Here is a 26904-nt window from a genome sequence, read left to right as displayed (position 1 = left end):
TTACTTAGCAATAAATTTAGGAAAATGTGATGCTAATAACAACTTCAAATTATTTAAGTCTTTGTTTTTACTTAACCTGTTATCAATCATCTTCCAAGCATATGGAATAAGTTTTAAATATTTTCTTTTTTTATCTCTTTCAGCCAACCTCATAAATATTCCAATAATCTTTAGATTTCTAAGAACTGACAAAATATCAAAATCGTTCTTGAATTTATCTGCATCAATTTGTTTATTAGTTTTTAAATAATATTTGTACACTTTGTCTTTTAATGAATTGGGTGTTTTATATCTAACATCATCAATTAAAGAGGCTAAATCGTAGGCTTTGTTACCAAAAAGAGCATCTTGATTATCAATTAATCCAATTTGATTTTTGAAGTTTATGATTAGGTTTGAAACATGAAAATCTCTATGAACAAAAGTATTATTTTTAAAATTTAAATTTGATAATAATTGCTTAATTTCTTTATTAAATTTGTATTTAAATGAGTTGATTTTTTTTTTATTTAATCTTTTTGGTACATACCAATAACTAAATAACTTTGTTTCATCAAATAAAATCTTATTTTTATAATCTTTGATTAGGTAAAATTTATTTCTGAAATTTTTAATTTTTTTATCTTTAATTAATTGAATTTTATTTAAAGCATTAATTGCTTTTTTAAATATTATATATTGATTTTTTTTATTTTTTGAAAATATTTGATAAACAGTTTTTTTTCCTAAATCCTGTATTTCAATATAATTTTTTTTATAATTTTGACTTATTAGTTTAGGAGCTATTATGTTATTTTTGATTAAGATTTTATTAATTGAGTCATAAATTAATAAATTTTTAATTTTTTCTCTATTTGCAAATACTATAATTGAATTTTTTTTGGTGTTTCTGTAAAATTTTCTAAAAGAAGCATCTCCTTTAATTTCCTTAAAATCTTTTGAAAGTTTCATATTAAAAAATCAGTCTAAACCATCGATTTTTACAGATCTATTATTTAATTCATTTTCATAGTTAAATATTAAATCTATAGTCTTATCAAAATTTCCTTTACTAATTAACTCAGGCCATTCAATAAGTGTTATTGTATTTTGATTTTTATCAAATAGATCTAAATTTTTAACCTCAGATTCATCTTTTAATCTAAATAAATCATAATGTTTAATAATTAAATCATCTGCCTCATATTCATTAAGTATGTTAAAAGTTGGGCTTGTTACTTCTGTTGCTTGTAATCTTTTTTTCATTTGAAATTGATTAATTAAATATTTTACAAAAGTAGTTTTGCCCACCCCCATTTCTCCATATAAAAAAATTACTTCTCCACCTTTAAGATAATTAGAAAAATTTTTCGCTAATTCTTTGGTCGTCTCTTCTGATGATATATCTATTAAGCTATTTTTAATAGCGATAGGCATCTGGTTTGAAAGGACCTTCTGTCCCGACACTTATATAGTCCGCTTGTTCTTTAGATAATTTAGTAAGTTTAGCCCCAACTTTTTTTAAATGAAGGGTTGCAACTTTTTCATCCAAATGTTTAGGAAGAACATAAACTTTGTTTTCATAGTTTTTATGATTATTCCAAAGCTCTATTTGTGCAATTACTTGATTTGTAAATGAAGCACTCATTACAAAACTTGGGTGACCAGTAGCACAACCCAAATTTACTAATCTTCCCTCTGCTAATAGAATAATTCTTTTTTTACTTGGCAATTCTATTTCGTGAACTTGTGGTTTAACCTCTGTCCATTTATAATTTTTCAATGCCTCAACTTGTATTTCGTTATCAAAATGACCAATGTTACATAAAATTGCTCTATCTTTCATATCTCTCATATGATCAGCTGTAACTATGTCTTTATTGCCAGTTGCAGTTACAACAATATCTGCTCGACTAATAGCTTCTTCCATTAAAACAACTTCATAACCTTCCATTGCAGCTTGAAGAGCACAAATTGGATCAGCCTCTGTTACTAAAACTCTTGCTCCACTTTGTCTTAATGATGCAGCACTTCCCTTACCTACGTCTCCAAAACCTGCAACAATTGCAATTTTTCCTGACATCATAACATCTGTAGCTCTTCTAATTCCATCAACTAAACTTTCTCTACAACCATACAAATTATCAAATTTTGATTTTGTTACAGAATCATTTACATTGATTGCTGGCACTAAAAGTGAGTTATCTTTTTCCATTTTATTTAAAGCTTTGATTCCAGTTGTGGTTTCTTCAGAAACACCTTTAATATCTTTCATCAAATCTTGATACTCGTTATGCATGATTGCAGTTAAATCACCACCGTCATCTAAGAGCATATTTGGTTTCCAATCTGGCTTTCCAATTATAGTTTGCTTAATACACCATAAATATTCTTCTTCAGTTTCACCTTTCCAAGCAAAAACTGGTATACCTGCTTTAGCAATTGCTGCAGCTGCATGGTCTTGTGTTGAAAATATATTACAAGAAGACCATCTAACGTCAGCTCCTAGAGCAACTAGTGTTTCTATTAGTACCGCAGTTTGGATTGTCATGTGCAAGCATCCAATAATTCTTGCTCCATTTAAAGGTTTAGACTCTGAATATTCCTCTCGTAATGCCATTAAACCTGGCATTTCACTTTCTGCAATTGAAATTTCTTTTCTACCAAATTCAGCAGACGATATGTCTTTTACTTTAAAATCTTCCATGAGAGAACTTATATAACTAAGTGTTAATTAATCAATAAGAGATTACGAGGTTGGAAAACTAATTTCCATAATTGCACCATCACCATCAAGACGGTTTGATGCTACAATTTTACCATCATGCAAATCAACTAAATTTTTCACAATATTTAAACCCAGGCCTGAGTGTTCTCCAAATTTTTCTGGTCTATTACTGTAAAATCTATTAAATATTTTTGACGTATCTTTCTCTTTAAAACCTTGACCTTCATCAATAATTTTAATTATGATTTTATTATCAGTCGATAAAGAGACATCCACTAAAATCTCTCCACCTTTTTTGGTAAAAGAGATAGAATTATCTAATAAATTCGCAATTATTTGCTCAATTCTATTTTCTATACCATTAATGAAATACTCTTTTTTACCATCATTTTTATATTTTATATTAATACCTTTCTTGACATTATAAATACTATTGAAGTCGTCTACGACCGACTCAATTATTGGTTCAACATTAATTTTCTCAATCTTTTCATTACTTAAAGCTACTTCATCTTTTAGCATTTGAGAATAATCTGTAATTAACCTTTCAATTCTAAGAACATCATGACTAAGTATATTTAATAATTTTAATCTTTGATCTGAACTATTGGTATCTTTTAAAATTTCAGAAGCACTTTTCAATGACGCTAAAGGATTTCTAATTTCATGCACAAGATCTGTTGAAAAATTTTCTGCATGAGCTACTCTTTTTTGAAGTTCAGTTGTCATATCTTCCAAAGAATTAGATAGAAGTCCTAATTCATCATTTCTATTTTTTAAGTTATCAATACTTAATTTTTCATGGCTTTTTTCTTTAATATTTTTTGTATAACTTACTAAATTTTGTATTGGTTTAATAAAATATCTACTTAAAACAAAAGAAAATATTAAGATTACAAAACCCACTGAAATCGCCGTCCTAATAACAAATGCTTTTCGTTCATCTATTGCAACTTTAATATCATTAGCATTTTCAGTGATTAAAATATAACCAATATTTAAATCTTCCTTTGTTACATTTTTTATAGTTGTTAATTTAAACTGATTAAAATCTTCTTTTGCAAAAGTAAAAGGATCTCCATATTCGTCTGAACTTACATATTTTTTTAAAATTAATTCAAAAGAAATAAATTTTTTCTCATCAACATTTTTACTTTTATCTTTATTTTCTTTATTAATTTTTTTTTCATTCAAACTTTCAAATTCAATATCATTTAATCTTGTTGAAAATGCTCTTGGATCAAGATCTAATGTATCTGTGTCTCCAATTAAATTAAGGTCATTATCAAAAAAAATTACTCTATCTAAGTTTTGAAAAATAAATCTTGTAGAAAATAAAAATTTTCTAATATCTTCAGTGACAAACTTTACCTCTAATCTAAGTAAATTATCGACAGTATTGTTAATAATATTTATATGATTAATTGATTTTTTTTTAATTAAATTTGGCTGAATATTATTTAAATATATAATTGTAAATAATCCAATAATTGTAAAAATGATAAAATTTATGAATAAAAATTTTTTTAAAATTGATAAACTTTTTAAGTATATACTAAACATTAGCTAACATTCCATCTATATCCACTACCATATCTAGTTTCAATAGCTGAAAAATCAGGGTCAACTTTTTTAAATTTTTTTCTTATTCTTTTAACGTGACTATCTATAGTTCTATCCTCAATATCAACGTCTTCTCTATAAGCAATATCCATTAACTGAGCTCTTTCTTTAATAATACCAGGTCTTTTAGCTAATTCTTTAACAATTAAAAATTCAGTAGTGGTTAATTTATCAGGTAATTGTTTATCATTCCATTCACATTCAAGTTGAGAAGGATCCAATTTTAATCGTCCATGTGCTATCAAACTTTTATTTTCTTCTAATGTATTATTGGTATCATTTTTTCTTAACTGAACTCTAATTCTTTCGATCAAAACTTTAATCGAAAAACCTCCAGATTTTTTTACAAAATCGTCAGCTCCTAATTTTAAACCTAATAATTCATCAATTTCATCATCTTTTGATGTTAAAAAGATCACTGGTAATGAAGTTTTTTTTCTAAGTTTTTTTAAAAGTTCCTCTCCGTCCATTTTAGGCATCTTAATATCAATTACAGCTAAATCAGGAGGGGTTCTAGTAAGACCAATCAAAGCACTTTCACCATCTATATACGTTTGAACTTTAAAGCCTTCTTTTTCAAGAGCAATACTTAAACTTGTTAAAATATTTCTATCATCATCAATTAAAGCTATGGTTTGTTTATTCATTATTTATTAATATAAAAATACTAAATTGTTCTAATTTGGGCAAACTTATAAAATTAATGAAGCATACCCCAATTATCACCAACATTTATATCAACAGTTAATGGTATTGAGAAAGAATGATGATCGCTTTTTACAACGCTAGCCATTTCATCTTTAATTAGTTTGATCATTGTTTTCTCATTATTTTTTGGAACCTCAAATATTAATTCATCATGTATCTGTAATAACATTTTAGATTGAATATTTTTTTTATCAGATAATTTTTTATTCAATCTAATCATCGCTAGACGCATAATTTCTGAGGCAGAACCTTGTATTGGAGCATTAATTGCTGCTCGTTCCTGAAAATTTCGCACATTAAAATTTTTATCATTAATTCCATTAAAATGAGATCTACGACCAAAAATGTTATTTACATATCCACTTTTTCTACAAAATTTAATAGTGTCATTCATATAAATTTTAATCTCAGGAAATTTCGCAAAATAGGCATCTAAAAATTCTTCAGCCTCATAATTAGAAACATTAATTTGCTTTGCTAAACCATATTGTGAAATCCCATAAATAATTCCAAAATTTATAGCTTTGGCTTTTCTCCTTTGGTCCTGATCTACTTTTTTAATATCAACATTAAAAATCTGACTAGCCGTCAAAGAATGAATATCTTCATCATTCTTAAAAGCTTTTTTTAATTCTTTAACATCAGCTAAATCAGCTAAAATTCTCATCTCTATTTGATTGTAATCTGCTGAAATTAACAAATGATTTTTTCGTGACGTGAAAGCTTTTCGAATATCTCTACCATCTTCTGATTTAATCGGAATATTTTGTAAATTAGGATCACTGGATGCAAGCCTACCCGTTGTTGTTGCTGCCAATAAAAATGAAGTATGAACTCTTTTAGTATTTGGATTTATGTGTTCTGGAAGTGAGTCTGAATACGTATTTTTCAGTTTTGAAACTTGTCTCCAATCTAATACTAATTTAGGAAATTTATGGCCTTTAAATGCCAGATCTTCTAGAACACTTGCACTTGTTGCAAAACTTCCTTTTTTAGTTTTTTTTAACTCTGCGATTTTAAGATCATTATAGATTATTTCACCTAATTGTTTGGGTGATGCAATATTAAAATCCTTTTTTGATATTTTAAAAATTTCTTTTTCTAAATTTTTAATTTTTTTTTCAAATTTAGAAGAAAGTGTTTTTAAAAATTTATTATCTACTTCAACTCCTTCCATCTCCATAAAAGCAAGAATTTTTATTAATGGCTTTTCAAAAATTTCATAAATATTAATCATTTTTTCTAATTTCAAATTTTTTGAAAATTTTTTATACAACCGAAAAGTGATATCAGCATCCTCTGCTGCATAATCTTTAGCCCTTTCAATTTCTACATCACTGAAATTTATCTCCTTTTTTCCAGTACCTACTATTTCTTTAAAAGAAATTGTTTTATGACCTAAATGAATTTCAGATAGCGTATCCATATTATGTCGGTTTTTGCCAGCATCTAAGACATATGACATCAACATAGTATCTTCCATTGATGTCATCTCTATGCCTTGTTTAAATAAAACAATGAAATCAAATTTTATATTTTGACCAATCTTTTTTACACTTGGATCTTCCAATAAAGGTTTTAATTTTTTAATTACATCATTTTTATTAATACATTTTGAGGACTTGTGACCAATTGGAATATAGCAAGCCTTACCAACTTTTGATGACAAAGAAATTCCTACTAAATCTGCTTGATGAGGATCTAGTGAATTTGTTTCTGTATCCACTGCTAACTCACCTGTTTCCTCTGCTTCTTTAATCCATTCATCTATTTGTTTTATATCAGTGATTAAAAAATAATTTTTGTTACTAATTGGTTTTTGCTTTTCTATTAACTTGTCTTCAACAGTTTCACTTGATAATTTTGGCTCACCATAAGCTGATATCGCGGAGCTCAATAATCTATTAAACTCCATTTCTCTTAAAAATTTATATAGTTTATCCTTATCTATTTTTTTTAATTTAAATTCACTTAGGTCTCTATTAACAGGAGAGTCTTGTTTTAATGTTACAAGTTGTTTGCTAATTATAGCCTTGTCTTTATTTTCAATAAGAGTTTCTCTTCTTTTATTTTGCTTTATCTCATTAGCAGACTTTAAGAGTTTTTCTAAAGTTCCATATTTATTAATTAACTCGGCAGCAGTTTTTACTCCTATACCGGGAACTCCTGGGACGTTATCACTACTATCACCTGCAAGAGACTGGACATCTATTACTTTTGATGCATCAACTCCAAATTTATTAATTATATCTTCCTCAGAAATAAATTTATTTTTCATCGGATCAAATATACGAACATCTTTTTTATACAATTGCATCAAATCTTTATCTGATGAAACAATAGTAACTTTAGCTCCTTTTTTTAATATTTTTTCAGCATAAGTGGCTATTAGATCATCTGCTTCATAATTAGGGAGATCAACTGAAGGTAAATTAAAAGCTAATACTGATTTTCTAATATATTCAAATTGAGGAGCAAGATCATCTGGTGCTTCAGATCTATTTGCCTTGTAATCACTGTAAATTTCATTTCTAAATGTTTTTCTAGCTGAGTCAAAAATTACTGCAAAATGTGTTGGTTTTTGTAAATTTTGATCTGATTTGGAATCTTCAAGAAGTTTGAACAACATACTACAAAAACCACTAACTGCACCAGTTGGAAGTCCATCACTCTTTCTAGTTAAAGGTGGTAATGCATAATATGCTCTAAAAATATATCCTGAACCATCTATTAAATAAAAATGATCAGTTTTTTGAATTTTATTCATTAATTTAATTAAATATTACAGTGGTAAAAAAATCTGTATATAAAAAAATTGATTTTAATTTAGAGTATTTTTTATTGCTAGATTATTATTAGTATTAAGAGTATTATTTGATATGCAATTAACTAAAAATATCTCACAAATATCAATAATAAAATCTTTATTAGCTATAATACTTGGCTCAATTGCTTTGACCATATCAGCAAAAATTAAGATACCTTTTTATCCAGTGCCAATGACTATGCAAACATTTGTTGTATTGTTTTTAGGAATAAGTTTAGGATACAAAATTGGATTAGCTAGTATTGGATTATATTTGTTCGAGGGAATAATTGGACTACCAGTTTTTTCAAATTCTCCAGAAAAAGGTGTGGGATTAATTTACTTTACTGGACCTACAATGGGATATTTGATTGGTTTTCTAAGTGCTGGCTTTTTAGCCTCAAAAATAAATAATAAAGATAGTTTTTTATTAGTTTTAGGAAAGCTTATAATTGCAACTTCTACTATTTATCTTTTTGGATTGTTATGGCTTGGAATGCTTATTGGTTGGGATAAACCAATCTTTGAACTGGGAGCTAAACCCTTTTTATTAGCTGAAGTATTTAAAATTGTACTTTTAGCCCTAATTACAAAACAAATAGTAAAAATTAGAAATTTTATTATCTAGGTGATCTTTTAGATAGAATTCTTTGAAGAGTTCTTCTGTGCATTTTTAGTCTTCTTGCTGTCTCTGAAACATTTCTGTTACATAGTTCAAACACTCTGTGAATGTGTTCCCACTTTACTCTATCTGCAGACATTGGATTTTCTGGTGGAGCAGCTTTCTTATCAGGATCTGCTAATAAGGCTCTTTCAACATCTTCAGCATCAGCTGGTTTAGCAAGATAGTCTATTGCACCTTCTTTAATTGCAGCAACTGCTGTTGGAATATTTCCATATCCAGTTAACATAATTATTCTACTGTCATTATTCGTCATCTGGATTTGTTTCACTACCTCTAATCCATTACCATCGCCCAATCTTAGGTCTACTACTGCAAAACCTGGTTTCTTAGCTTTAACTGAATCCACACCTTTTTGTACACTTTCAGCTTGAAAAACCTCAAATCCCTTTTTTTCCATAGCTCTAGCTAATCTTTCTCTAAAAGGATTATCATCATCAACTATAAGAAGAGATTTATTATCAAAATCACTAAGGTTTTTAAGGGCAATTTGTTCTTTCATACCTTCTATATGGCTACTAACTTCTAAAATACAATACCTATTATTTGCTTTACTTTATTTACCTATAGGCTTAATAGGGGGAAATTTTAAAGTTTTTTCTAATAAAAGACTTTTTTTTGTTAAATTTTTTTTGGAGGCATTAATAATGCAAAAATTTAAATCAGTTGAAGAGTTAGTAAATCAACTGAAACCTGAAAAACCTGTATACTGTATCAGAAAGAATTCTATTCAATCTGCAACTAAATTTTTCAAAAATAAATTCCCAGGTAAAATATTGTATGCGGTAAAAACTAATCCTCATCCAGTAGTTATCAAGCAAATAATTGAAAGTGGGGTAGATCAATTTGATGTCGCATCTATTGAAGAAATCAAAGCTATCAGAAAATATAGTCAAACTGCCAAATGCTCCTACATGCATACTGTTAAAAGTAGAGAAAGTATTAAAGAAGCTTACTTTAAATATGAAATTAAAACTTTTTCACTAGACACTAAAGATGAATTAATAAAAATTATTGAAAGTACAAATAATGCTAAAGACTTAGAGTTATTTGTAAGAGTAGCAGTTTCCAATGAACATGCCGAAATAGATTTATCTAAGAAATTTGGTGCTTTGAGTTCTGAAGCTGCAGGTTTGTTGAGGCTTGTTAAACAATATTCTAAAAAGATTGGTTTAAGTTTTCATGTCGGATCTCAATGCATGCATCCAATTTCTTACGCTAAAGGAATTAGTGATATAGGAAATATAATAAAAAAAACAAAGATTATACCAGACTATATTAATGTTGGTGGTGGATTTCCAACTATTTATCCAGACTTAATACCTCAAACTATGGAAAACTATTTTAATGAAATTAAAAAAAGTTTAGATAATTTAAAACTTGAAAATTTACCAGAAATTATTTGTGAACCAGGAAGAGCTTTAGTGGCTGAAAGTGGTTCTACTATTATAAAAGTAAATTTAAGAAAAAAACAAAAACTATATATAAATGATGGAACTTATGGGACATTGTTTGATGCTGGTACTCCGAATATTGTATTTCCATCTAAGATGATTAAAGAGAATACAAACAAAATAATTTCTAAAAAGCTTACAGCTTTTGATTTCTTTGGACCAACATGTGATAGCATGGATTATATGAAGGGTCCTTTTTTGTTACCTAACAATATAAAAGAAAATGATTATATCGAACTTGGTCAACTTGGTGCTTATGGATTAACATTTAGAACTCAGTTCAATGGTTATTATTCTGATGAAATATATGAAGTGGAAGATCAACCTATTTTAACAATGTACGATAAAGACAGTAACAAAGCTACTTTGGTTGCTTAATGTCTGATAACAAAAACCTAGGTCATAACAGTAAAAAAGACTTTTTAAAAAATCCAGTTGAACATATTGATATTACTTCATTCGATGCTAGGAAGATAATTTCCTCAATGGAAAAAATGTCTTTTGTTTCAAGAGAAACGGCCAATGCTGCAAATATTTATAACGAAATGCTAAAAGATAAAGATTGCACTATATTTTTAACATTAGCGGGATCTACATCTGCTGCGGGCTGTATGAATATTTATAAAGATTTAGTTAAATACAATATGGTAGATGCAATAGTTGCAACTGGAGCTTCTATTGTTGATATGGATTTTTTTGAAGCACTTGGATTTAAACATTATCAAGGTTCTCAATTTCAGGATGATACCGAATTAAGAAATAATTATATTGATAGGATTTATGACACTTATATTGATGAAGAAGAGTTACAAATGTGTGATAAAATTATTTGTGAGATTGCAGATACATTAGAACCAAAAAGTTACACATCAAGAGAATTTATATTTGAAATGGGCAAATATTTAAAAAAAAATTCTAAGAAGAAAGACTCTTTAATTGAAATAGCTTACGACAATAATGTCCCAATTTTTTGTCCTGCTTTTACAGACTCTAGTGCTGGATTTGGTTTAGTAATACATCAAGAAAAAAACCCTAAAAAACATATGACAATCGATTCTATTAGAGAATTTAGAGAACTTACAGAAATCAAAATTCAATCTAAAGGCTCAGGATTATTTATGATTGGAGGAGGTGTTCCAAAAAATTTTATTCAAGACACTGTAATATGTGCTGAACTTTTAGGTAAAGAAGTTGATATGCATAAATATGCCGTTCAAATTACAGTTGCTGATAGCAGAGATGGTGCGTGTAGCAGTTCAACTTTAAAAGAAGCAAGTTCTTGGGGTAAAGTAGATATTACTAAAGAACAAATGGTATTTGCTGAAGCAACAAGTGTTTTGCCATTAATAGCTAGTGACGCTTACCACAAAGGTGAATGGAAAAACAGAGATAGAAAAAACTTTACAAAAATATTTAGATAAAATTGAAATATCTTTCTAATAAAAATGGATTTCTAGGAATTGATAACAAGGTCAATTTTAAAGAGAAAGTAGTTGTTGTTCCATTTGGCCTTGAAAAAACTGTCAGTTATGGTGGTGGAACTAAAAATGGACCAAAAGAAATTATTAAAGCATCACATCAAGTTGAGCTTTATGATGAAGAGCTAAATTGTGAACCTTACAAAAAAATTGGAATTAAAACTTTAAAACCATTTAAAATTGATAAAAATATCAAAAAAGCTCTAAATAAAATGTCCAAAATTAATCAAGAGATTTTGGATAAAAATCTTTTTCCAATTACTTTTGGTGGTGAACACTCAATTACCCCAGGATGTATTGATCCTTTTACTAAAAAATTTAAAGATATTTGTCTTTTACACTTTGATGCTCATGCAGATTTGCGTGAAAGTTATAATGAGGAAAAATTTTCACACGCTTCCGCTATTAGAAGGTGTTTGGATTATTCAAATGTTTCAGTAATTTCATTTGGAATAAGAAATATTTCACAAAGTGAAATTCCTTTTTTAAAAAAAAATTCCTCTAGAATAGATATATTTTGGGCAAAGGATAAAAGTAAATGGAATTTAAATAAATTTAAAAAATTAATTAAAAATAAAACAGTTTATCTTACTTTTGATGTTGATGGATTAGATTCGAGTATTATGCCCGCAACTGGTACTCCTGAACCAGGTGGATTACTATGGGATGAAACTTTAAATATTATTAAAATAGCCGCTAAAAATTCAAAAATTGTTGGAGCAGATATTAATGAACTAGCTCCTATAAAAGGATTCAATTCATATAACTTTCTTGTAGCAAAATTAGCTTATAAAATCTTATCGTATAAATTTTTACTTTAAGCTTTAACAGTTTTAAGAGTACCCAATAATAATCTAAAAGGTATTAGCATTATTAAAGCTACAAATATTTTTACCATTAAATCACCTAGAGATAATGTGATCCATGGAATTCCTGTTCCATAAAAAGATATAGAAAAAAATAAAAAAGTATCAACTGTTGATCCAATAAATGATGAAGTGAGTGGTGCAACAAACCAACTTTTTTTTCTTAGTTTATCAAAAATTTGTACATCTATTAATTGTGCAACTAAAAAAGCTGTTCCAGATCCAATTGCAATTCTTACAGAAATTAAATCTGTAAAATTAGTTGAAAATAGAAGAGTAAAACTAACACCTATCGCAAAACCAATATAAACAATTTTTCTAGCTATAAATTTTCCATAAGATCTATTTGCTAGATCAGTAATTAAAAATGCAATTGGATAAGTGAAAGCACCATAAGTTAGTATTTCTTCAAGACCATAATATTTAATTGGGAACTGAACTAAATAATTAGAAGATAAAACAACTACTCCCATAAAAAATGAGAGTAATAAAAACAGTTTATTCATTATGCAGTTTTAGCTACCGGTTTTTTCTTAAATGGTGATTTAATTAAAATCCCTTTTTTTAATTTTTTAAGTCTTGGCGATAAGTTTTTATTTTTAACAACTTTAAGATACTCATCAAAACTACCTTTTTTATCAACTGATCTTACACCTGCGTTGCTGACAGTTAGCTTTAAGCTTCTTTTCATTAGCTCACTTGTAAATTTTACTTTTTTTAGATTAGGCAAAAATCTTCTTTTAGTCTTATTGTTAGCATGACTAACATTATGACCCTTCATTGGGATTTTTCCCGTTAATTCGCATTTTTTTGACATAATAACAGTGCCTATATAAGGTGAGATCTTGAATGCGTCAAGTTTAATAGATTTAAGATAAGGTTTTATTTCCTATAATTTCTGTGAAATTCTTAACTCCATCTCTCAATAACAAATCTTTTAGATCTTTTTTTATAATACCAGCAACATTTGGACCTTTAAAAACCATTCCGGTGTACAGCTGAATAAGATCTGCACCAGCAATAAATTTATCGTATGCTGCCTGTCCAGAGTCAACACCACCTACTCCTATAATTTTTATTTTACCTTTCAATAATTTGTAAAATTTATTAATTAAAATATTTGATTTTGTCTCAATGGGTTTTCCAGATAATCCTCCCTTTTGATGTCTTTGAATATCAATTAGTATATCTCTTGAAGCTTCCGAAGTATTAGAAATAATAATAGCATCTATTTTATTTTCCAAAAGAATTTCTGAAATTAAGTTAATTTGGCTTTCATCTATATCTGGTGAAATTTTTACTGCTACTGGAATATCTGAATTTAAATCATTTTTTTCTTTTAGAATTGATTTTAATAATTCCTGTAATTTATTTTCTTCGTGAAAAGTTCGCAAATTTTCTGTATTTGGAGACGAAATATTTACTGTTACATAATCTGCAACTTCATGAAAAGTTTTTAAACCAATTAGATAGTCATTCAACCTATCATTTGAGTCTTTGTTGGGTCCTATATTAACACCAACTAATCCCAATTTATCTTTTGATTTTATACGATCATAAATAATTTTTGCTCCATGATTATTAAATCCTAATCTATTAATTAAAGCTTCATCTTCTACAAGTCTAAAAACTCTCGGTTTAGGATTTCCATACTGTTTTAAGGGAGTGATAGTGCCGACTTCTACAAAACCAAAACCCAGTCTAAATAAAGCATTATAAACTTCAGCATTTTTATCAAAACCAGCTGCCATTCCTATTGGATTATCTATCTCTTTATTAAATATTTTAGTTTTAAAAAGTGGATCATTTTTATGGTCATCAAATATATTTGAAACTAAATTTAATTTTAATGATTTAATTGCTAAAGTGTGTGCTTTTTCAGGATCTATTTTAAATATTAAAGATCTAATCTTTGAGAACATTATTTAAGTTTATTTATTAACAGCTCTTTAGTTTCTTTAACACCAAAAAAACTAATAAAAAATCCCATTCGAGGTCCATTTTCATCTCCAAAAACCACCTCATAAATCAATTTAAACCAATCTCTTAAATTTTCAGCATAACCATTTTCTTTACCAGTTGAATAAATCAGAGTTTGTATATCTTCTGGAGACATTTCATCTGTACATTTTTCTAAAGTTTTTACTAAAGCCTGCAAAGCCAATTTTTCATTTTCACTTGGTGATTTGTATTTTTTTTGAGCTTTAATAACGTCATTAAAATACTTAATTGCATGTCCAACAAGTCCATCAAAAATTGGAAATTTTTTTTCATCAATATCTGACTTGTATTTTTTAACAAATTTCCATAATAATTCTTTGCTATCAGCATTACTGGTTTCAACTAAGTTGAGTAGCATTGAAAATGTCATAATTATATCTTCATTTGGAATATTTCCATTATGCACGTGCCATACGGGATTCATTAATAACTGCAGTTCATTTTGTTTTTTTGATTTTTCAATACAGTCTAAATAATCATCAACAGCCTTGGGTACTATTTCATTATATAGTTTTTTAGCTCTCTTTGGATTTTGATACATATATAAAGACAAACTCTCTGGAGAAGCATAATTTAACCATTGATCAATGGTAATACCATTACCTTTTGATTTAGAAATTTTCTCGCCTTTTTCATCTAAAAATAACTCATAAGCAAATCCAGATGGATTTTTCTTACCGATTAAATTAATAATTTTTGTCGATAAAATTGCACTCTCAATTAAATCTTTACCATACATTTCAAAATCTATATCGAGTGCATACCATCTCATTGCCCAATCGACTTTCCATTGTAGTTTACAATTTCCATCTAAGATACTAGCTTCTAATTTTTTTCCTTTATTATCAAAAATAATTCTAGATTTTTCTTTATCGATTTCTAATAGAGGTATTTCTAAAACATGCCCTGTATCAGGACATATTGGTAGAAATGGGCAATAAGTTTGCTGACGTTCTTTGCCTAAAGTGGGAATTATAATATTCATAATTCCTTCATAATTATCTAAAATAATTTTTAATGTTGGATTAAAGAAACCACTATTATAGAGATCTGTAGAACTTTGAAAATTATATTTAAATTTAAAACTATCTAAAAAATTTTTTAACATTTCATTATTATGCTCTCCAAAACTATTAAATTTTTCAAAAGGATCTGGGACCTGCGTTAATGGTTTATGAAGATTATCATTTAGTAGTTTTTGATTAGGAACGTTTTCTGGAACTTTTCTTAATCCATCCATATCATCTGAAAATGTTATTATTTCAGTTGGTAAATCTATTAATTGATTTAAGGCATTAACCATCATTGATGTACGCGCTACCTCTCCAAATGTCCCTATGTGAGGAAGTCCGCTTGGACCATAACCTGTTTGGAGTGTGATCTTACCTTTTTTTTCAATAAAAGACTTTCTTTCACGAAGCATTTTTTTTGCTTCCACAAAAGGCCATGCACTTGTTTTGTCTAAATTTTCTTTTTTAATCATGAATAATTCTTATAAAAAATCTTAAATTAGCGATTTTATTAATTCTTATAGAGTTGAAATTTATTTACCATAAAATAATGTTCTTTCAAAATGTCTAATTATAAAACTGTTTTTTTTACACTTGGAATTTTGCAAATAATTCTAGGTGTATCAATGTTCATACCTATAATAGCTCAGTTTGTTTATTCTGAAGTGGACTCCTCATTCTTTGGTGCCTCAATAGTAACAATTGTCTTTGGAACTTTATTTTTTTTATCAAATCTAGATCATGATAAAAAATTAAATTTACAACAGGCTTTTTTATTAACAGCTCTATCATGGCTAAACATAGCAATTTTTGGATCTCTTCCTTTTATATTTTCAACTATTGAACTTACAATTACTGATGCTTTTTTTGAGAGTATGTCTGGTATTACTACCACTGGTTCTACAATTATCTCTAATTTAGAAAATACACCTAAAGGAATTTTATTATGGAGAGCTATCCTTCAATGGCTAGGCGGCATTGGAATAATTGTAATGGCAATTACACTTATGCCAATAATGAACGTTGGAGGTATGCAATTATTTAAAATATCAAGTAATGATTCATCTGAAAAGATACTTCCAAAGTCTAAAGAAATAGCATTAAGATTAATTTATATCTATTTTGGTCTAACTGTACTTTGTGCATTTACCTATTGGATATTTGGAATGGGAAAATTTGATAGTTTAACCCACTCTATGACTACAATAGCAACTGGCGGTTTTTCTAATTACAATCAATCTATAGGTTATTTTAATAGTGTCCCAATAGAAATATCATCAATGATATTTATCATTTTAGGAAGTTTACCTTTTATTGCCTATATTAAATTTATAAGTGGTGATAAAAAAATTTTTTTAAGAGATATTCAAATAAAAACTTTTATTAAAATTATCATTACAACTATTATTATACTTTCAATTTACCTATTACTAACTAATGGCAATGAATTTAGTTTAAGATCAATTTCTTTTAATACAATTTCAATTTTAACTGGAACAGGTTATGTAAGTGCTGAATTTGATGGATGGGGAAGCTTTCCTTTGACATTATTTTTTGCTTTAATGTTTATAGGTGGGTGTGCAGGATCAACTACCTGCGGAGTTAAAATTTTTAGAGTTCAAATTTTATATTTATTCATAACTAATCAATTAAAAAAAATTATTTATCCCAAAGGAGTTTTTGTGATTAAGTATGATCAAAATTCAGTTGATGATAAATTTATTGCATCCATAATTTCATTTATATATTTTTATTTCGTAATTTTCTTTATACTTGCTGCTATATTGTCATTAACAGGGCTTGATTTTATCACAGCAATTTCTGGAGCAGCTACTTCAATTTCAAATGTTGGTCCTGGTTTAGGGCCTATAATTGGTCCTAATGGAGATTTTTCATCATTACCAGATATCTCTAAATGGGTTTTAACGGTAGGAATGATTTTAGGTAGACTTGAGTTGTTTGCAATATTAGTGTTGTTTTTACCCTCATTTTGGAGAAATTGAATATGTCTAAAACAATATCATGGGTTGACTCTCTTTCTGTTTATAAAGACATTCGAATGCTTAGAATTTTACTTCTAGGCTCTATTAGTGGTTTTCCTTGGGTTCTAATTGCAAGTAGTTTGAGTCTTTGGTTAAAAGAAGAAGGACTAAGTAGATCTACAATAGGATGGGCAGGATTAATATTTGGTGTTTATGCTTTTAATTATTTATGGGCTCCGATTATAGATAGAATTCAAATACCATTACTAACAAAGAAACTAGGTCATAGAAGAGGATGGATAGTTTTAATGCAAATCATTATTTTACTAAGCTTGATAGTTTGGAGTGTAATTAATCCTACGGAAAATTTAGCGTTATTAATAAGTGTTGGATTAATCATTGCAATTGCCTCAGCAACTCAGGATATAACAGTTGATGCATTAAGAATTGAACAAATTAATGAAAATGAAGGAAAATCTATGGCGGCAGGAGCTGCAATGGCAGTTGTCGGTTGGTGGACAGGTTATAAGTTAGGTGGAGTTGTTGCATTATTCACAGCTGAGTATTTTGAAAATTTAGGTATCATAGATTATTGGCAGGCTACTTTTTTAATTTTAGGTGTTTTAATTATTTTAATGAATATTGGTTTGATGTTTGTGCATGAACCAATTGAAACAGATAGACAGGCAAAGCAAAAAGAAACTGATGAGTTAATTGGCAGAAAACTTGGTTCAAGTAATGTTATTACTAACTTTATTGCTTATATTACTGGAACTATTGGTGGTCCGATTATAAGTTTCTTTAGAAAAAATGGTTTTGCTATAGCTGCAGCAATCCTAGGTTTTGTTTTTTTATTCAAAATTGGTGAAGCATTCATGGGAAGAATGTCTATTGTATTTTATAAGGAAATTGGTTTCTCTAAAGGGCAAATTGCACTTTATTCTAAAGGACTTGGTTGGATTACGACAGTAGTTTTTACATTATTGGGAGGTTTGATGGCTATGAGAGCTGGAACGATAAAAACGATGTTCTTTGCTGGAGGATTAATGGCAATAACAAATATTTTATTTGCAGTTTTAGCTTGGACAGGAAAATCAGAAATTTTGTTTGCAATTGCAGTAATTGCTGATGATATAACAGCTGCATTTGCAACAGTAGCTTTTGTTGCATTTATTTCATTACTAGTAGATAGGACTTATACAGCAACGCAATATGCACTTCTAGCATCAATAGGTACTGCTGGAAGAACTACTTTAGCATCTTCATCAGGCGCATTGGTCGATTGGTTGAATGGAAACTGGGGTACATTCTTTATTTTAACAACAATAATGGTCATTCCATCTCTAGTTTGTTTATGGCTCATTAAAGATAAAATTAAAATTGGTGCAAAGTAATTTTTATTTCATAGGTAATTATTCTAATATCTATAAAAAACCTTCAAAATTATCTGAAGTTACATCTCAAATAATATGTGGTGAAGAATTTAAAATTTTATCAAAAAATAAAAATTGGATTAAAATTAAATTACTATTTGATAATTATGTTGGATATATTCAAAATAAACAATTCATTCAAAAAACTAATCTCAATTATAAAGTAAGTAATCTCAAAGCAAAAATTTTTAAAAAACCTAATATAAGAACAAAAAGTTATCTTACATTTGGATCAAAAGTATCAGCTTTAGATGAAAATAAAAATTATATCAAAATTCAAAAAAATAAATGGATAAAAAAAACAGATGTTAAAAAAATAAATCATAAAGAGAAAAATTTTATAAAAATTTTTAAAAAGTTTTTACAGGTTAAATATGTTTGGGGAGGTAAATCATATAAAGGTATTGATTGTTCAGCTTTATTACAAATATTTTTTTATTATAATAACTTATTTTATCCAAGAGACACCAAAGATCAAATAAAGTATTCGAGAGGAAAACTAAAAAAAAGAACATTTAAAAAAGGTGATATTATATTTTGGAAAGGACATGTTGCGATATGCTTGAATTCAAAAAAACTTATTCATGCTTATGGTCCTGAGAAAAAAGTTCTTATGATGCCAATAATAAAGACAATAAATAGAATTAGAGAAACAGCAAATTTAGAAGTAAAAAAAATAGCTAGAATTAATTTTTAATTTCTACCAAAGTCTGGTTTATCAATATCTTGTTTTAATTTAATAATTTTTGATCTAACTTTTTTAGTTTGAACAAGTTTTTTTAAAATAGACTTATCATTTTTAGTATTTATATCTATCTTAAATGCACTCAAATTTTTTATAAATAAATCAATTGCTTTTGAAATATTCTTCTGATTATTAAAAAATATATCTCTCCACATAATTTCATTTGAAGCTGCTATTCTGGAAAAATCTCTCAATCCTCCAGCACTATATTTGATTAGTTCAAAATTTTGTTCTTTTTCAAAATCTTGCGCTGACTTAACTAAATTATATGCAATCAAGTGAGGAAGATGGCTAGTTATTGAAAATATTTTATCATGTTTTTCAGTTGTCATCACTACAACTTTTGAGCCAATTTTTTTCCAAAATTTACTTAAAATATTTAAATGATTTTTTCTAGTATTTTGTTCTTTTATTAATACACACCATTTATCGACAAAAATATTTTCTTTACCGTGTTCTGGACCACTCACTTCAGAACCTGCTATTGGGTGACTTTGTATCCAATTCAAATCTTTCTTCAAAAATTTTTTAATAATTTTTGTAGTTTCAATTTTAGAGGAACCAACATCTGTAATTAATGTGGTTGGTTTTATAAATTTATTAATCTTAATTATAAGTCTCTTATATTCACTCATTGGAGTACAAAAAATTATAAGATCTGATTTAATTACCCCTTCTTTTAATGTTTTTACAATTGCTCCTGGTAGCTTCAATCTTTTTATTTTAGCAATATTTGATATCGATTTTTCATAAACAAATATTTTTTTTGCTAATTTTTTTTTATGAATACGTCTTAATAATGAAGAGCCTAATAATCCACACCCAATAATCAAAATATTTTTCATTTAATTTAAAACCTCTTTTACAGCACTTAAAAACTTTAAATTTTCTTTTTTAGACCCAATAGTTAATCTTAATTTATTATTAATATGATATCCATCTTTGGTTGACCTTAAAATTATTCCTTTATTTTTTAATTTTTCATATAAAAATTTTGCCGAATATTTACACTTTTCAAAATCAAGAAACAAAAAATTTGCAGAAACAGGATTTGAATAAATTTTATAATCCTCTAAAAATTTTTTAATCTTTTTAGCATATAATAAATTATGCTTAATTGATCTATTGATAAATTTTTTATCCTTTAATGACTCGGCTGCAGCTAATTGAGCAACTCCATTAATATTGAAAGGTGGTTTAATCACATTTAAAGCATTAATTATTTTTTTTGAACCATATCCCCATCCTACTCTTAAAGAAGCTAACCCAAACATTTTTGAAAAAGTTCTAAGAATGAAAACATTTTCTTTATTTTTAAATAAATCTAAACCTGAAACATAATCAGAATTCTTCATATATTCAGCGTAAGCATCGTCAATTACTAATAATATCCTTTTATTTAGCTTTTTTCGTAATTCTAAGACTTCTTTTTTTGTCAGATAAGTTCCTGTTGGATTATTTGGATTGGCAATAAAGACTACCTTCGTTTTTTTTGTAATTTTTTTTAAGATTTCTTCAATTGAAATTTTGAAATTTTTTTCTTTAGCAAATACAACTTTTGCGCCAACTATTTTAGTGTAAATCCTGTACATTAAAAAACTAAATTCTGGAAGCACTACCTCATCTTTTGGATTTAAAAATAACTGACAAATCATCTGGATAACCTCATCCGATCCTGCTCCACAAATAATTTTGTCTTTATTGCACTTATAAGATTTAGATATTGCTTCTTTTAAACTTTCAGATTTTCCATCTGGATATTTATCTAAAGTAAATTTCTTATTTGATATTAATTTTTTAGCTCTAGGACTCATACCTAAAGCAGATTCATTTGCTGATAATTTTATTACTTTTTTAAGTTTTTTAATTTTTGATTTACCAGGCTTATAAGCTTCAATATTAAATTTTTTAAACTTTAGAGTGCTCATTTTTTTATTTTATGAGCTCTTTATAGATAAAATTACAAATTTTTATAGAGAATAAGAGAATATTTTAAAAAATTGACATAATTATCAAGTTCTTGTAAAAAAATTATGCGCTGATTTAACTGAATTGCGAGCGCTTAAAAAAAACCGCTAAAATAGTTTTTTTTCTCTCAATTCAAATAAGTCTTTATTATGAACATTAAAAAAAATTTAAAAACATTAATTGTTAAAAATCCACTTAAATTAGATTGTGGAAAAACTATTAAAGATTTCCCAGTAGCTTACGAAACTTATGGTTCTCTAAATTCACAAAAAGATAATGCAATATTAGTATTTCATGCATTAACAGGTGATCAATATGTATCTGGCACAAACCCAGTAACTAAAAAAGATGGTTGGTGGAGCTATGCTGTAGGCCCTGATAAAGCTATAGATACAAATAGATATTTTGTTATTTGTTCAAACGTAATTGGAGGATGTATGGGTTCCTTTGGGCCTAGTGATTTAGATCCTGAAAATGGTAATATCATAGGAACGAATTTTCCTGTCATTACTATTAACGATATGGTTAACGCTCAGTACAATTTACTTGATCATTTTGGGATTGATAAATTATTTTCTGTAGCAGGTGGCTCTATGGGTGGAATGCAAGTTTTGCAATTTATAAGTAACTTTCCAGATAAATCGAAAACAGTAATACCGATTGCAACAACTTCAAGTCACTCAGCTCAAAATATAGCTTTTAATGAATTAGGAAGACAAGCAATCATGGCTGACAGCAATTGGAAAGAAGGAGATTATGGTTCTAATAATTCAAATCCAGGTAAAGGGTTAGCTGTTGCGAGAATGGCAGCACATATTACATATTTATCAAAAAAAGGTTTGCAGGAAAAATTTGGCAGAAAATTACAAGAAAGAGAAGATTTAAAATTTGGTTTTGATGCAGACTTTCAGATTGAAAGCTATCTAAGATATCAAGGCTCAGTCTTTGTTGATAGATTTGATGCAAATAGTTATCTTTATATAACTAGAGCTATGGATTATTTTGACCTAGCTAAACAATTTAATGGGAATCTGTCTGATGCATTTAAATTAACAAAAGCTAAATTTTTTATAATTTCTTTTACCTCAGATTGGCTTTACCCAACTCAAGAAAATAAAGATATTGTTATAGCTCTAAATTCTATCGGGGCTGATGTGGGATTTGTTGAAATAGAGTCGGATAAAGGACATGATTCATTCTTGTTAGATGTCCCAGATTTTTTAAATGCACTTAAAAACTTTTTGGATAAGTCATATGAAGAAAATTAAATATGAAAAATGAATTTAAAGTAATTGCTGATTTAATTGAAAAAGACAAAAAAGTTTTAGATGTTGGTTGTGCTGATGGAATTCTGATGAAATTTCTAAAAGATAACAAAAATGCAAATATAAGAGGATTGGAGATCTCAAAAGAAAAGGTTCAAGAATGTATTGCTAAGGGTTTAACTGTAATAGAAGGAAATGCTGAAAAAGACTTAAAGCAATTTCCAGATAAGTCATTTGATTATGTTATTTTAAGCCAGACACTTCAAGCTTTTTTAAATCCTGAGTTAGTTTTAAATGAACTTTTAAGAGTTGGTAAAAAAGCAATTATTACAATTCCTAATTTTGGTTACTGGAAAGTGAGACTTCACTTGCTGCTTAAAGGTACAATGCCAATTACCAAAACATTGCCTGATGAATGGTACAACACACCAAACTTACATATGTGCACCATTAAAGATTTTGTTCATTTTGTTAAATCTAGAAATATAAAAATTTTTAGGTCAATAGCACTAAATAAACTAAATGCGTCATTAATAAACGAAAGAAACTTAGAAATTAAAAATTTATCTGCAGATCTAGGAATATTTTTAATAGAAAAATAATATGCGAGTTGAAATCATACCGTGTCTAAAAGACAATTATAGTTATTTAATTATTGATGATAGCAACAAATCTGCCTGTGTAGTGGATCCAAGTGAAGCTGAGCCAATTATAAATTATTTAAAAAACAAAGACATTAATTTAAAATATATTCTAAACACACATCATCATTTTGATCATATTGGTGGTAATGAAGATTTAAAAAAAGAATTTAGTTCTATTGTAGTTGGTTTTAAAAAAGATTCAGAAAGAATTCCTGGTATAGATATTTTTTTAGAAGATGGCCAAATATGGGAAGCTGATAATTTTAAAGCTAAAATAATTCATGTTCCAGGACATACCACAGGTCATATATGTTTTAATTTTTTTCAAGAAAAGTTAGCTTTTACAGGGGACACTCTTTTTTCTCTTGGTTGTGGCAGGATATTTGAAGGAACTTATGAACAAATGTATGAGTCTCTTAATAAGATTAAATCTTTGCCTAAAGAAACTAAAATTTATTGTGGTCATGAATACACTCTCAGCAATTCAAAATTTTGTATGGAAAATGATCCTGATAACCAAAATTTACAAAAAAAAATTGAACAAATAAAAAAATTGACCTCGAATGGGCTCCCCACAATCCCAACTACAATAAAAGAGGAATTAGATTGCAACATATTTTTAAGAGCAAAAAACCTAGAATCTTTCTCAAAATTGCGCGATTTAAAGGATAATTTTTAGTTAATTCGACTTGACTAAAAACTTGCCAGAACTATATTGCGATAACTTAAATATAAATTCATACTATGTCTTACGCAGTAATAAAAACAGGTGGAAAACAGTACAAAGTTAAAGCTGGTGAAATTTTAAAAATTGAGAAATTACCAGATTCAAAACCTGATTCTAAAATAGAATTTAATGAGATACTTGCATATGGAGATGATAAAACTATAGAAATAGGTTCTCCAAATGTTGAAGGTGCAAAAGTAGAAGCTGATTTAATTAAAAATGGTAAAGATAGAACTATATTAATCTTCAAAAAAAGAAGAAGACATAATTCAAGAAGAAAAAATGGTCATAGACAAGAACATACAATGATTAGAATTAATAAAATTTTTTCTAAAGATGGTAAAGTTTTATCTGAAGCAGAAAAAATAGTTAAACCAACTAAAAAGGTTGAGGCTGAAGTTAAACCAAAAACTGAGGCTACAAGTAAATAAATTAGGTAAATTATGGCAACAAAAAAAGCAGGTGGATCATCGAGAAACGGACGAGATAGTGCAGGTCGAAGACTTGGTGTTAAAAAGTACGGTGGAGAAACAGTAATACCTGGAAATATAATTGTAAGACAAAGAGGAACTAAAATTTTTCCTGGTGAAAATGTAGGAATGGGAAAAGATCATTCAATTTTTTCAGTTGTAAAAGGCAAAGTTGTATTTAAAAAATCTAAAGCAGATAGAACTTTCGTATCAGTAAAACCCAATTAATAGTACAACTTAAATAGATGTTGTATTATGAAATTCCTAGATCAAGTTAAAATTTATGTTAAAGCCGGAGACGGTGGTGATGGTTCGCCAAGTTTCAGAAGAGAAAAATATGTCGAATACGGTGGACCTGATGGTGGAGACGGTGGTAAGGGTGGATCCATAATTTTGAAAGCTGAAGAAAATCTCAACACATTAATAGATTATAGATATCAACAACATCATAAAGCTCAACGAGGAGAAAATGGAGCTGGTCAAAATCGTACAGGTAAAGGAGGAAACGATTTAATACTAAAAGTACCTCTTGGTACTCAAGTATTTGAGGAAGATAATAAAACTCTAATATATGATTTTAATAAAAAAGGAGAAGAATTTGTTGCTGCTATTGGAGGTAAAGGTGGACTTGGAAATACAAGATTTAAAAGTTCAACAAATAGAGCTCCTAGAAAATTTACAAAAGGAACTATTGGTGAAGAGTTTACAATTTGGCTACAATTAAAAACTATAGCTGATATTGGTATAATTGGATTACCAAATGCTGGAAAATCAAGTTTGTTATCTGTTATAACAAATGCAAATCCTAAAATTGCAAATTATCGATTTACAACCCTTAATCCTAATTTAGGTGTAGCATCTTATGATGATAAAGAAATAACTATAGCTGATATTCCTGGCCTAGTAGAGGGGGCTCATGAGGGTGTCGGTCTTGGAATTCAGTTTTTAAAACATATTGAAAGATGTAAATCACTATTACATTTAATAGATATTACCAATTTAGATTTAAATGAGTCTTATAAACAAGTAAAAAATGAATTGAAGAATTACAGCTCAAAATTAATGGAAAAAAAAGAGCTTGTAGTGCTGAATAAAATAGATCTAATAGATGAAGATACAGTGAAAGTTGTTATTGATCATTTTTCTAAAGACAAAAATTGTGAGGTAATGACAATGACAACTTTAGACAAAGAATCTGTATCGAAGATTAAAGCAAAATTATTGTCATATGTATCTTAAAAATTCAAAAATAATTGTTATTAAAATTGGTTCTTCGCTTCTTGTTGATAGTAACAAGAGAATAAGAAAAAAATGGCTTTCTAGCTTTGCTAGCGATATTAAAAAATTAAAAAATAAAAATCAAAAAATTGTCATTGTAAGCTCAGGAGCTATAGCGCTTGGTTGTAAGAAAATGAACTTTAATAAAAAAACTATTAAACTTGATAAAAGTCAAGCCATAGCCTCTATAGGACAAATTGAGTTAATGAATCTTTTTTCTGAAACATTTACTAAGTTTAAATTGAATATCTCACAAATTTTACTAACTCTTGAAGATACAGAAGAAAGAAGAAGATCTTTAAATGCAAAAAGAACTTTTGAAAATTTATTTGATTTAGATTTTATTCCAATCGTTAATGAAAATGATACAATAGCTACGACTGAAATAAAATATGGTGATAATGATCGACTAGCATCAAGAGTTGCTCAAATAACTGATGCTGATACTTTAATACTTCTTTCTGATGTAGATGGATTATACACAAAAAACCCAAAAATTTTTAAAGATGCAAAATTAATAAGGAAAATAAATAATATAAAAAAAGACTTAAAAGAAATCTATATTAAGGGTGTAAATGAGTATGGAAGTGGTGGTATGCAAACAAAAATTGAGGCAGCAAAGATATGTCAATTATCTGGATGTAGTATGATTATAGCTAACGGATTATATCTAAATCCAATCTCAAGAATAATTGAAAAAAATAATTTTACTATGTTTAAACCTAAAGTTTCAAAACTTGATGCCAGAAAAAAATGGATAATTAGTTCGATCGCCCCAAAAGGAGCTATCATAATTGACGATGGTGCTAAACGAGCTTTAAAATCTGGAAAGAGTTTATTAGCAGCAGGTATTAAAAAAGTATCAGGAAAATTTAAGAAGGGTGACCATATTAAGGTTTTAGATAAAAAAAATTCTGAATGTGCCAGAGGTTTGAGTTCCTTCACATCTGATGAAGTCATAAAAATTATGGGTCATCACTCTAATGAAATTGAAAAATTATTAGGGTATGTTTCAAAATCAGAAGTCATTCATAAGGATGATATGGTTGAGATTTAA

General features: G+C 27.9%; 27 protein-coding genes. 14 read left to right on the top strand and 13 right to left on the bottom strand.

Annotation, left to right across the window (positions count from 1 at the left end):
* Genes PB7211_RS01935 through polA form a run of 6 tightly spaced genes read right to left on the bottom strand, consistent with a single transcriptional unit; the run spans position 1 to position 7805 of the window.
* Positions 1-951: a phosphotransferase gene (locus PB7211_RS01935; RefSeq protein ID WP_008544349.1), complete on the bottom strand. Its 951-nt coding sequence runs from the start codon at positions 949-951 to the stop codon at positions 1-3.
* 9 nt (positions 952-960) lie between these two features.
* On the bottom strand, positions 961-1416 hold the full coding sequence (locus PB7211_RS01930; protein ID WP_008545668.1) for a bifunctional tRNA (adenosine(37)-N6)-threonylcarbamoyltransferase complex ATPase subunit type 1 TsaE/phosphotransferase: 456 nt from the start codon (positions 1414-1416) through the stop codon (positions 961-963).
* Positions 1400-2686 carry an adenosylhomocysteinase gene (gene ahcY, locus PB7211_RS01925; RefSeq protein ID WP_008545544.1) on the bottom strand — a complete coding sequence of 429 codons (1287 nt, stop codon included), beginning with the start codon at positions 2684-2686 and terminating at the stop codon, positions 1400-1402. The genes PB7211_RS01930 and ahcY overlap by 17 nt, the downstream gene beginning before the upstream one ends.
* A gap of 42 nt (positions 2687-2728) precedes the next feature.
* Positions 2729-4270, bottom strand: a complete 1542-nt coding sequence (locus PB7211_RS01920) for a sensor histidine kinase (protein ID WP_008545665.1) — start codon at positions 4268-4270, stop codon at positions 2729-2731.
* Positions 4270-4977 carry a response regulator transcription factor gene (locus PB7211_RS01915; RefSeq protein WP_008545925.1) on the bottom strand — a complete coding sequence of 236 codons (708 nt, stop codon included), beginning with the start codon at positions 4975-4977 and terminating at the stop codon, positions 4270-4272. Before PB7211_RS01915 ends, PB7211_RS01920 begins: the two co-directional genes overlap by 1 nt.
* A gap of 53 nt (positions 4978-5030) precedes the next feature.
* Positions 5031-7805, bottom strand: a complete 2775-nt coding sequence (gene polA, locus PB7211_RS01910) for a DNA polymerase I (RefSeq protein ID WP_008545306.1) — start codon at positions 7803-7805, stop codon at positions 5031-5033.
* 112 nt (positions 7806-7917) lie between these two features.
* On the opposite strand from polA, the gene PB7211_RS01905 reads away from it, so the two are divergent.
* Positions 7918-8472, top strand: a complete 555-nt coding sequence (locus PB7211_RS01905) for a biotin transporter BioY (RefSeq protein WP_008544168.1) — start codon at positions 7918-7920, stop codon at positions 8470-8472.
* Here the strand turns inward: PB7211_RS01905 and PB7211_RS01900 are convergent.
* Positions 8465-9028 (bottom strand): ActR/PrrA/RegA family redox response regulator transcription factor, encoded by a 564-nt coding sequence (locus tag PB7211_RS01900; RefSeq protein ID WP_008544568.1) that lies wholly within the window; start codon positions 9026-9028, stop codon positions 8465-8467. The genes PB7211_RS01905 and PB7211_RS01900 overlap by 8 nt on opposite strands.
* A 145-nt stretch (positions 9029-9173) precedes the next feature.
* Here PB7211_RS01900 and PB7211_RS01895 point away from each other — a divergent pair, with 145 nt between their 5' ends.
* The 3 genes from PB7211_RS01895 to speB are packed head-to-tail and all read left to right on the top strand — an operon-like array spanning position 9174 to position 12279.
* A complete protein-coding gene (locus PB7211_RS01895; RefSeq protein ID WP_008545219.1) occupies positions 9174-10358 on the top strand; it encodes a type III PLP-dependent enzyme in 1185 nt (394 codons plus the stop codon).
* Positions 10358-11401: a 1,9-bis(guanidino)-5-aza-nonane synthase gene (locus PB7211_RS01890; RefSeq protein ID WP_008544911.1), complete on the top strand. Its 1044-nt coding sequence runs from the start codon at positions 10358-10360 to the stop codon at positions 11399-11401. Before PB7211_RS01895 ends, PB7211_RS01890 begins: the two co-directional genes overlap by 1 nt.
* Before the next feature lie 2 nt (positions 11402-11403).
* A complete protein-coding gene (gene speB / locus PB7211_RS01885; protein ID WP_008545573.1) occupies positions 11404-12279 on the top strand; it encodes an agmatinase in 876 nt (291 codons plus the stop codon).
* Here speB and PB7211_RS01880 read toward each other — a convergent pair.
* From PB7211_RS01880 to PB7211_RS01865, 4 genes are read right to left on the bottom strand one after another with little or no spacing between them, the layout of a single operon-like run.
* Positions 12276-12830: a queuosine precursor transporter gene (locus PB7211_RS01880; RefSeq protein ID WP_008544882.1), complete on the bottom strand. Its 555-nt coding sequence runs from the start codon at positions 12828-12830 to the stop codon at positions 12276-12278. The two genes, speB and PB7211_RS01880, sit on opposite strands and share 4 nt — an antisense overlap.
* Complete coding sequence (gene rpmB, locus PB7211_RS01875; protein ID WP_034398806.1) at positions 12830-13141, bottom strand: 50S ribosomal protein L28; 312 nt, start codon at positions 13139-13141, stop codon at positions 12830-12832. Before rpmB ends, PB7211_RS01880 begins: the two co-directional genes overlap by 1 nt.
* A gap of 52 nt (positions 13142-13193) precedes the next feature.
* Positions 13194-14246: a quinone-dependent dihydroorotate dehydrogenase gene (locus PB7211_RS01870; RefSeq protein WP_008544847.1), complete on the bottom strand. Its 1053-nt coding sequence runs from the start codon at positions 14244-14246 to the stop codon at positions 13194-13196.
* The gene (locus PB7211_RS01865) at positions 14246-15808 is read right to left on the bottom strand and encodes a lysine--tRNA ligase (RefSeq protein ID WP_008544190.1); all 1563 of its coding nucleotides are present in this window, start codon (positions 15806-15808) and stop codon (positions 14246-14248) included. Before PB7211_RS01865 ends, PB7211_RS01870 begins: the two co-directional genes overlap by 1 nt.
* Positions 15809-15898: 90 nt before the next feature.
* On the opposite strand from PB7211_RS01865, the gene PB7211_RS01860 reads away from it, so the two are divergent.
* From PB7211_RS01860 to PB7211_RS01850, 3 genes are read left to right on the top strand one after another with little or no spacing between them, the layout of a single operon-like run.
* Entirely contained in the window at positions 15899-17338 is a 1440-nt protein-coding gene (locus tag PB7211_RS01860) for a TrkH family potassium uptake protein (RefSeq protein WP_008545046.1), read from the top strand.
* Between the two features lie 2 nt (positions 17339-17340).
* Positions 17341-18711: an AmpG family muropeptide MFS transporter gene (locus tag PB7211_RS01855; protein ID WP_008545904.1), complete on the top strand. Its 1371-nt coding sequence runs from the start codon at positions 17341-17343 to the stop codon at positions 18709-18711.
* Complete coding sequence (locus PB7211_RS01850; protein WP_008544507.1) at positions 18701-19447, top strand: C40 family peptidase; 747 nt, start codon at positions 18701-18703, stop codon at positions 19445-19447. Before PB7211_RS01855 ends, PB7211_RS01850 begins: the two co-directional genes overlap by 11 nt.
* Here the strand turns inward: PB7211_RS01850 and PB7211_RS01845 are convergent.
* Positions 19444-20340, bottom strand: a complete 897-nt coding sequence (locus tag PB7211_RS01845; protein ID WP_034398799.1) for a prephenate dehydrogenase — start codon at positions 20338-20340, stop codon at positions 19444-19446. The two genes, PB7211_RS01850 and PB7211_RS01845, sit on opposite strands and share 4 nt — an antisense overlap.
* Positions 20341-21423, bottom strand: a complete 1083-nt coding sequence (gene hisC / locus PB7211_RS01840) for a histidinol-phosphate transaminase (protein WP_008545551.1) — start codon at positions 21421-21423, stop codon at positions 20341-20343.
* A 189-nt stretch (positions 21424-21612) separates the two neighbouring features.
* Between hisC and metX the strand changes: the two genes are divergently transcribed.
* The 7 genes from metX (at position 21613) to proB (ending at position 26904) form a co-directional block, all read left to right on the top strand.
* On the top strand, positions 21613-22731 hold the full coding sequence (gene metX, locus PB7211_RS01835) for a homoserine O-acetyltransferase MetX (RefSeq protein WP_008545034.1): 1119 nt from the start codon (positions 21613-21615) through the stop codon (positions 22729-22731).
* A 2-nt stretch (positions 22732-22733) separates the two neighbouring features.
* Positions 22734-23330 (top strand): methionine biosynthesis protein MetW, encoded by a 597-nt coding sequence (gene metW / locus PB7211_RS01830; RefSeq protein ID WP_008544255.1) that lies wholly within the window; start codon positions 22734-22736, stop codon positions 23328-23330.
* 1 nt (position 23331) lies between these two features.
* Positions 23332-24051, top strand: coding sequence for a hydroxyacylglutathione hydrolase (gene gloB / locus PB7211_RS01825; protein WP_008544846.1), 720 nt, complete (start codon positions 23332-23334; stop codon positions 24049-24051).
* A gap of 65 nt (positions 24052-24116) precedes the next feature.
* Complete coding sequence (gene rplU, locus PB7211_RS01820) at positions 24117-24530, top strand: 50S ribosomal protein L21 (RefSeq protein WP_008544599.1); 414 nt, start codon at positions 24117-24119, stop codon at positions 24528-24530.
* A gap of 12 nt (positions 24531-24542) precedes the next feature.
* Complete coding sequence (gene rpmA, locus PB7211_RS01815) at positions 24543-24797, top strand: 50S ribosomal protein L27 (protein WP_008544325.1); 255 nt, start codon at positions 24543-24545, stop codon at positions 24795-24797.
* Positions 24798-24824: 27 nt separating this feature from the next.
* Positions 24825-25808 carry an Obg family GTPase CgtA gene (gene cgtA, locus PB7211_RS01810; RefSeq protein WP_008545592.1) on the top strand — a complete coding sequence of 328 codons (984 nt, stop codon included), beginning with the start codon at positions 24825-24827 and terminating at the stop codon, positions 25806-25808.
* A complete protein-coding gene (gene proB, locus PB7211_RS01805; protein WP_008546112.1) occupies positions 25798-26904 on the top strand; it encodes a glutamate 5-kinase in 1107 nt (368 codons plus the stop codon). The genes cgtA and proB overlap by 11 nt, the downstream gene beginning before the upstream one ends.

The organism is Candidatus Pelagibacter sp. HTCC7211 (genome assembly GCF_000155895.1).
Taxonomy (GTDB): Bacteria; Pseudomonadota; Alphaproteobacteria; order Pelagibacterales; family Pelagibacteraceae; genus Pelagibacter.
Note: the sequence above shows the minus strand (reverse complement) of the source record. Positions and strands in the feature narration are given on the sequence as shown.

Excerpts from the sequence above, each read along its gene's own strand:
- PB7211_RS01935 (WP_008544349.1), bottom strand. The coding sequence starts at position 951 with ATGAAACTTTCAAAAGATTTTAAGGAAATTAAAGGAGATGCTTCTTTT.
- PB7211_RS01930 (WP_008545668.1), bottom strand. The coding sequence starts at position 1,416 with ATGCCTATCGCTATTAAAAATAGCTTAATAGATATATCATCAGAAGAG.
- ahcY (WP_008545544.1), bottom strand. The coding sequence starts at position 2,686 with ATGGAAGATTTTAAAGTAAAAGACATATCGTCTGCTGAATTTGGTAGA.
- PB7211_RS01920 (WP_008545665.1), bottom strand. The coding sequence starts at position 4,270 with ATGTTTAGTATATACTTAAAAAGTTTATCAATTTTAAAAAAATTTTTA.
- PB7211_RS01915 (WP_008545925.1), bottom strand. The coding sequence starts at position 4,977 with ATGAATAAACAAACCATAGCTTTAATTGATGATGATAGAAATATTTTA.
- polA (WP_008545306.1), bottom strand. The coding sequence starts at position 7,805 with ATGAATAAAATTCAAAAAACTGATCATTTTTATTTAATAGATGGTTCA.
- PB7211_RS01905 (WP_008544168.1), top strand. The coding sequence starts at position 7,918 with ATGCAATTAACTAAAAATATCTCACAAATATCAATAATAAAATCTTTA.
- PB7211_RS01900 (WP_008544568.1), bottom strand. The coding sequence starts at position 9,028 with ATGAAAGAACAAATTGCCCTTAAAAACCTTAGTGATTTTGATAATAAA.
- PB7211_RS01895 (WP_008545219.1), top strand. The coding sequence starts at position 9,174 with ATGCAAAAATTTAAATCAGTTGAAGAGTTAGTAAATCAACTGAAACCT.
- PB7211_RS01890 (WP_008544911.1), top strand. The coding sequence starts at position 10,358 with ATGTCTGATAACAAAAACCTAGGTCATAACAGTAAAAAAGACTTTTTA.
- PB7211_RS01880 (WP_008544882.1), bottom strand. The coding sequence starts at position 12,830 with ATGAATAAACTGTTTTTATTACTCTCATTTTTTATGGGAGTAGTTGTT.
- rpmB (WP_034398806.1), bottom strand. The coding sequence starts at position 13,141 with ATGTCAAAAAAATGCGAATTAACGGGAAAAATCCCAATGAAGGGTCAT.
- PB7211_RS01870 (WP_008544847.1), bottom strand. The coding sequence starts at position 14,246 with ATGTTCTCAAAGATTAGATCTTTAATATTTAAAATAGATCCTGAAAAA.
- PB7211_RS01865 (WP_008544190.1), bottom strand. The coding sequence starts at position 15,808 with ATGATTAAAAAAGAAAATTTAGACAAAACAAGTGCATGGCCTTTTGTG.
- PB7211_RS01860 (WP_008545046.1), top strand. The coding sequence starts at position 15,899 with ATGTCTAATTATAAAACTGTTTTTTTTACACTTGGAATTTTGCAAATA.
- PB7211_RS01855 (WP_008545904.1), top strand. The coding sequence starts at position 17,341 with ATGTCTAAAACAATATCATGGGTTGACTCTCTTTCTGTTTATAAAGAC.
- PB7211_RS01845 (WP_034398799.1), bottom strand. The coding sequence starts at position 20,340 with ATGAAAAATATTTTGATTATTGGGTGTGGATTATTAGGCTCTTCATTA.
- hisC (WP_008545551.1), bottom strand. The coding sequence starts at position 21,423 with ATGAGCACTCTAAAGTTTAAAAAATTTAATATTGAAGCTTATAAGCCT.
- metX (WP_008545034.1), top strand. The coding sequence starts at position 21,613 with ATGAACATTAAAAAAAATTTAAAAACATTAATTGTTAAAAATCCACTT.
- metW (WP_008544255.1), top strand. The coding sequence starts at position 22,734 with ATGAAAAATGAATTTAAAGTAATTGCTGATTTAATTGAAAAAGACAAA.
- gloB (WP_008544846.1), top strand. The coding sequence starts at position 23,332 with ATGCGAGTTGAAATCATACCGTGTCTAAAAGACAATTATAGTTATTTA.
- rplU (WP_008544599.1), top strand. The coding sequence starts at position 24,117 with ATGTCTTACGCAGTAATAAAAACAGGTGGAAAACAGTACAAAGTTAAA.
- rpmA (WP_008544325.1), top strand. The coding sequence starts at position 24,543 with ATGGCAACAAAAAAAGCAGGTGGATCATCGAGAAACGGACGAGATAGT.
- cgtA (WP_008545592.1), top strand. The coding sequence starts at position 24,825 with ATGAAATTCCTAGATCAAGTTAAAATTTATGTTAAAGCCGGAGACGGT.
- proB (WP_008546112.1), top strand. The coding sequence starts at position 25,798 with ATGTATCTTAAAAATTCAAAAATAATTGTTATTAAAATTGGTTCTTCG.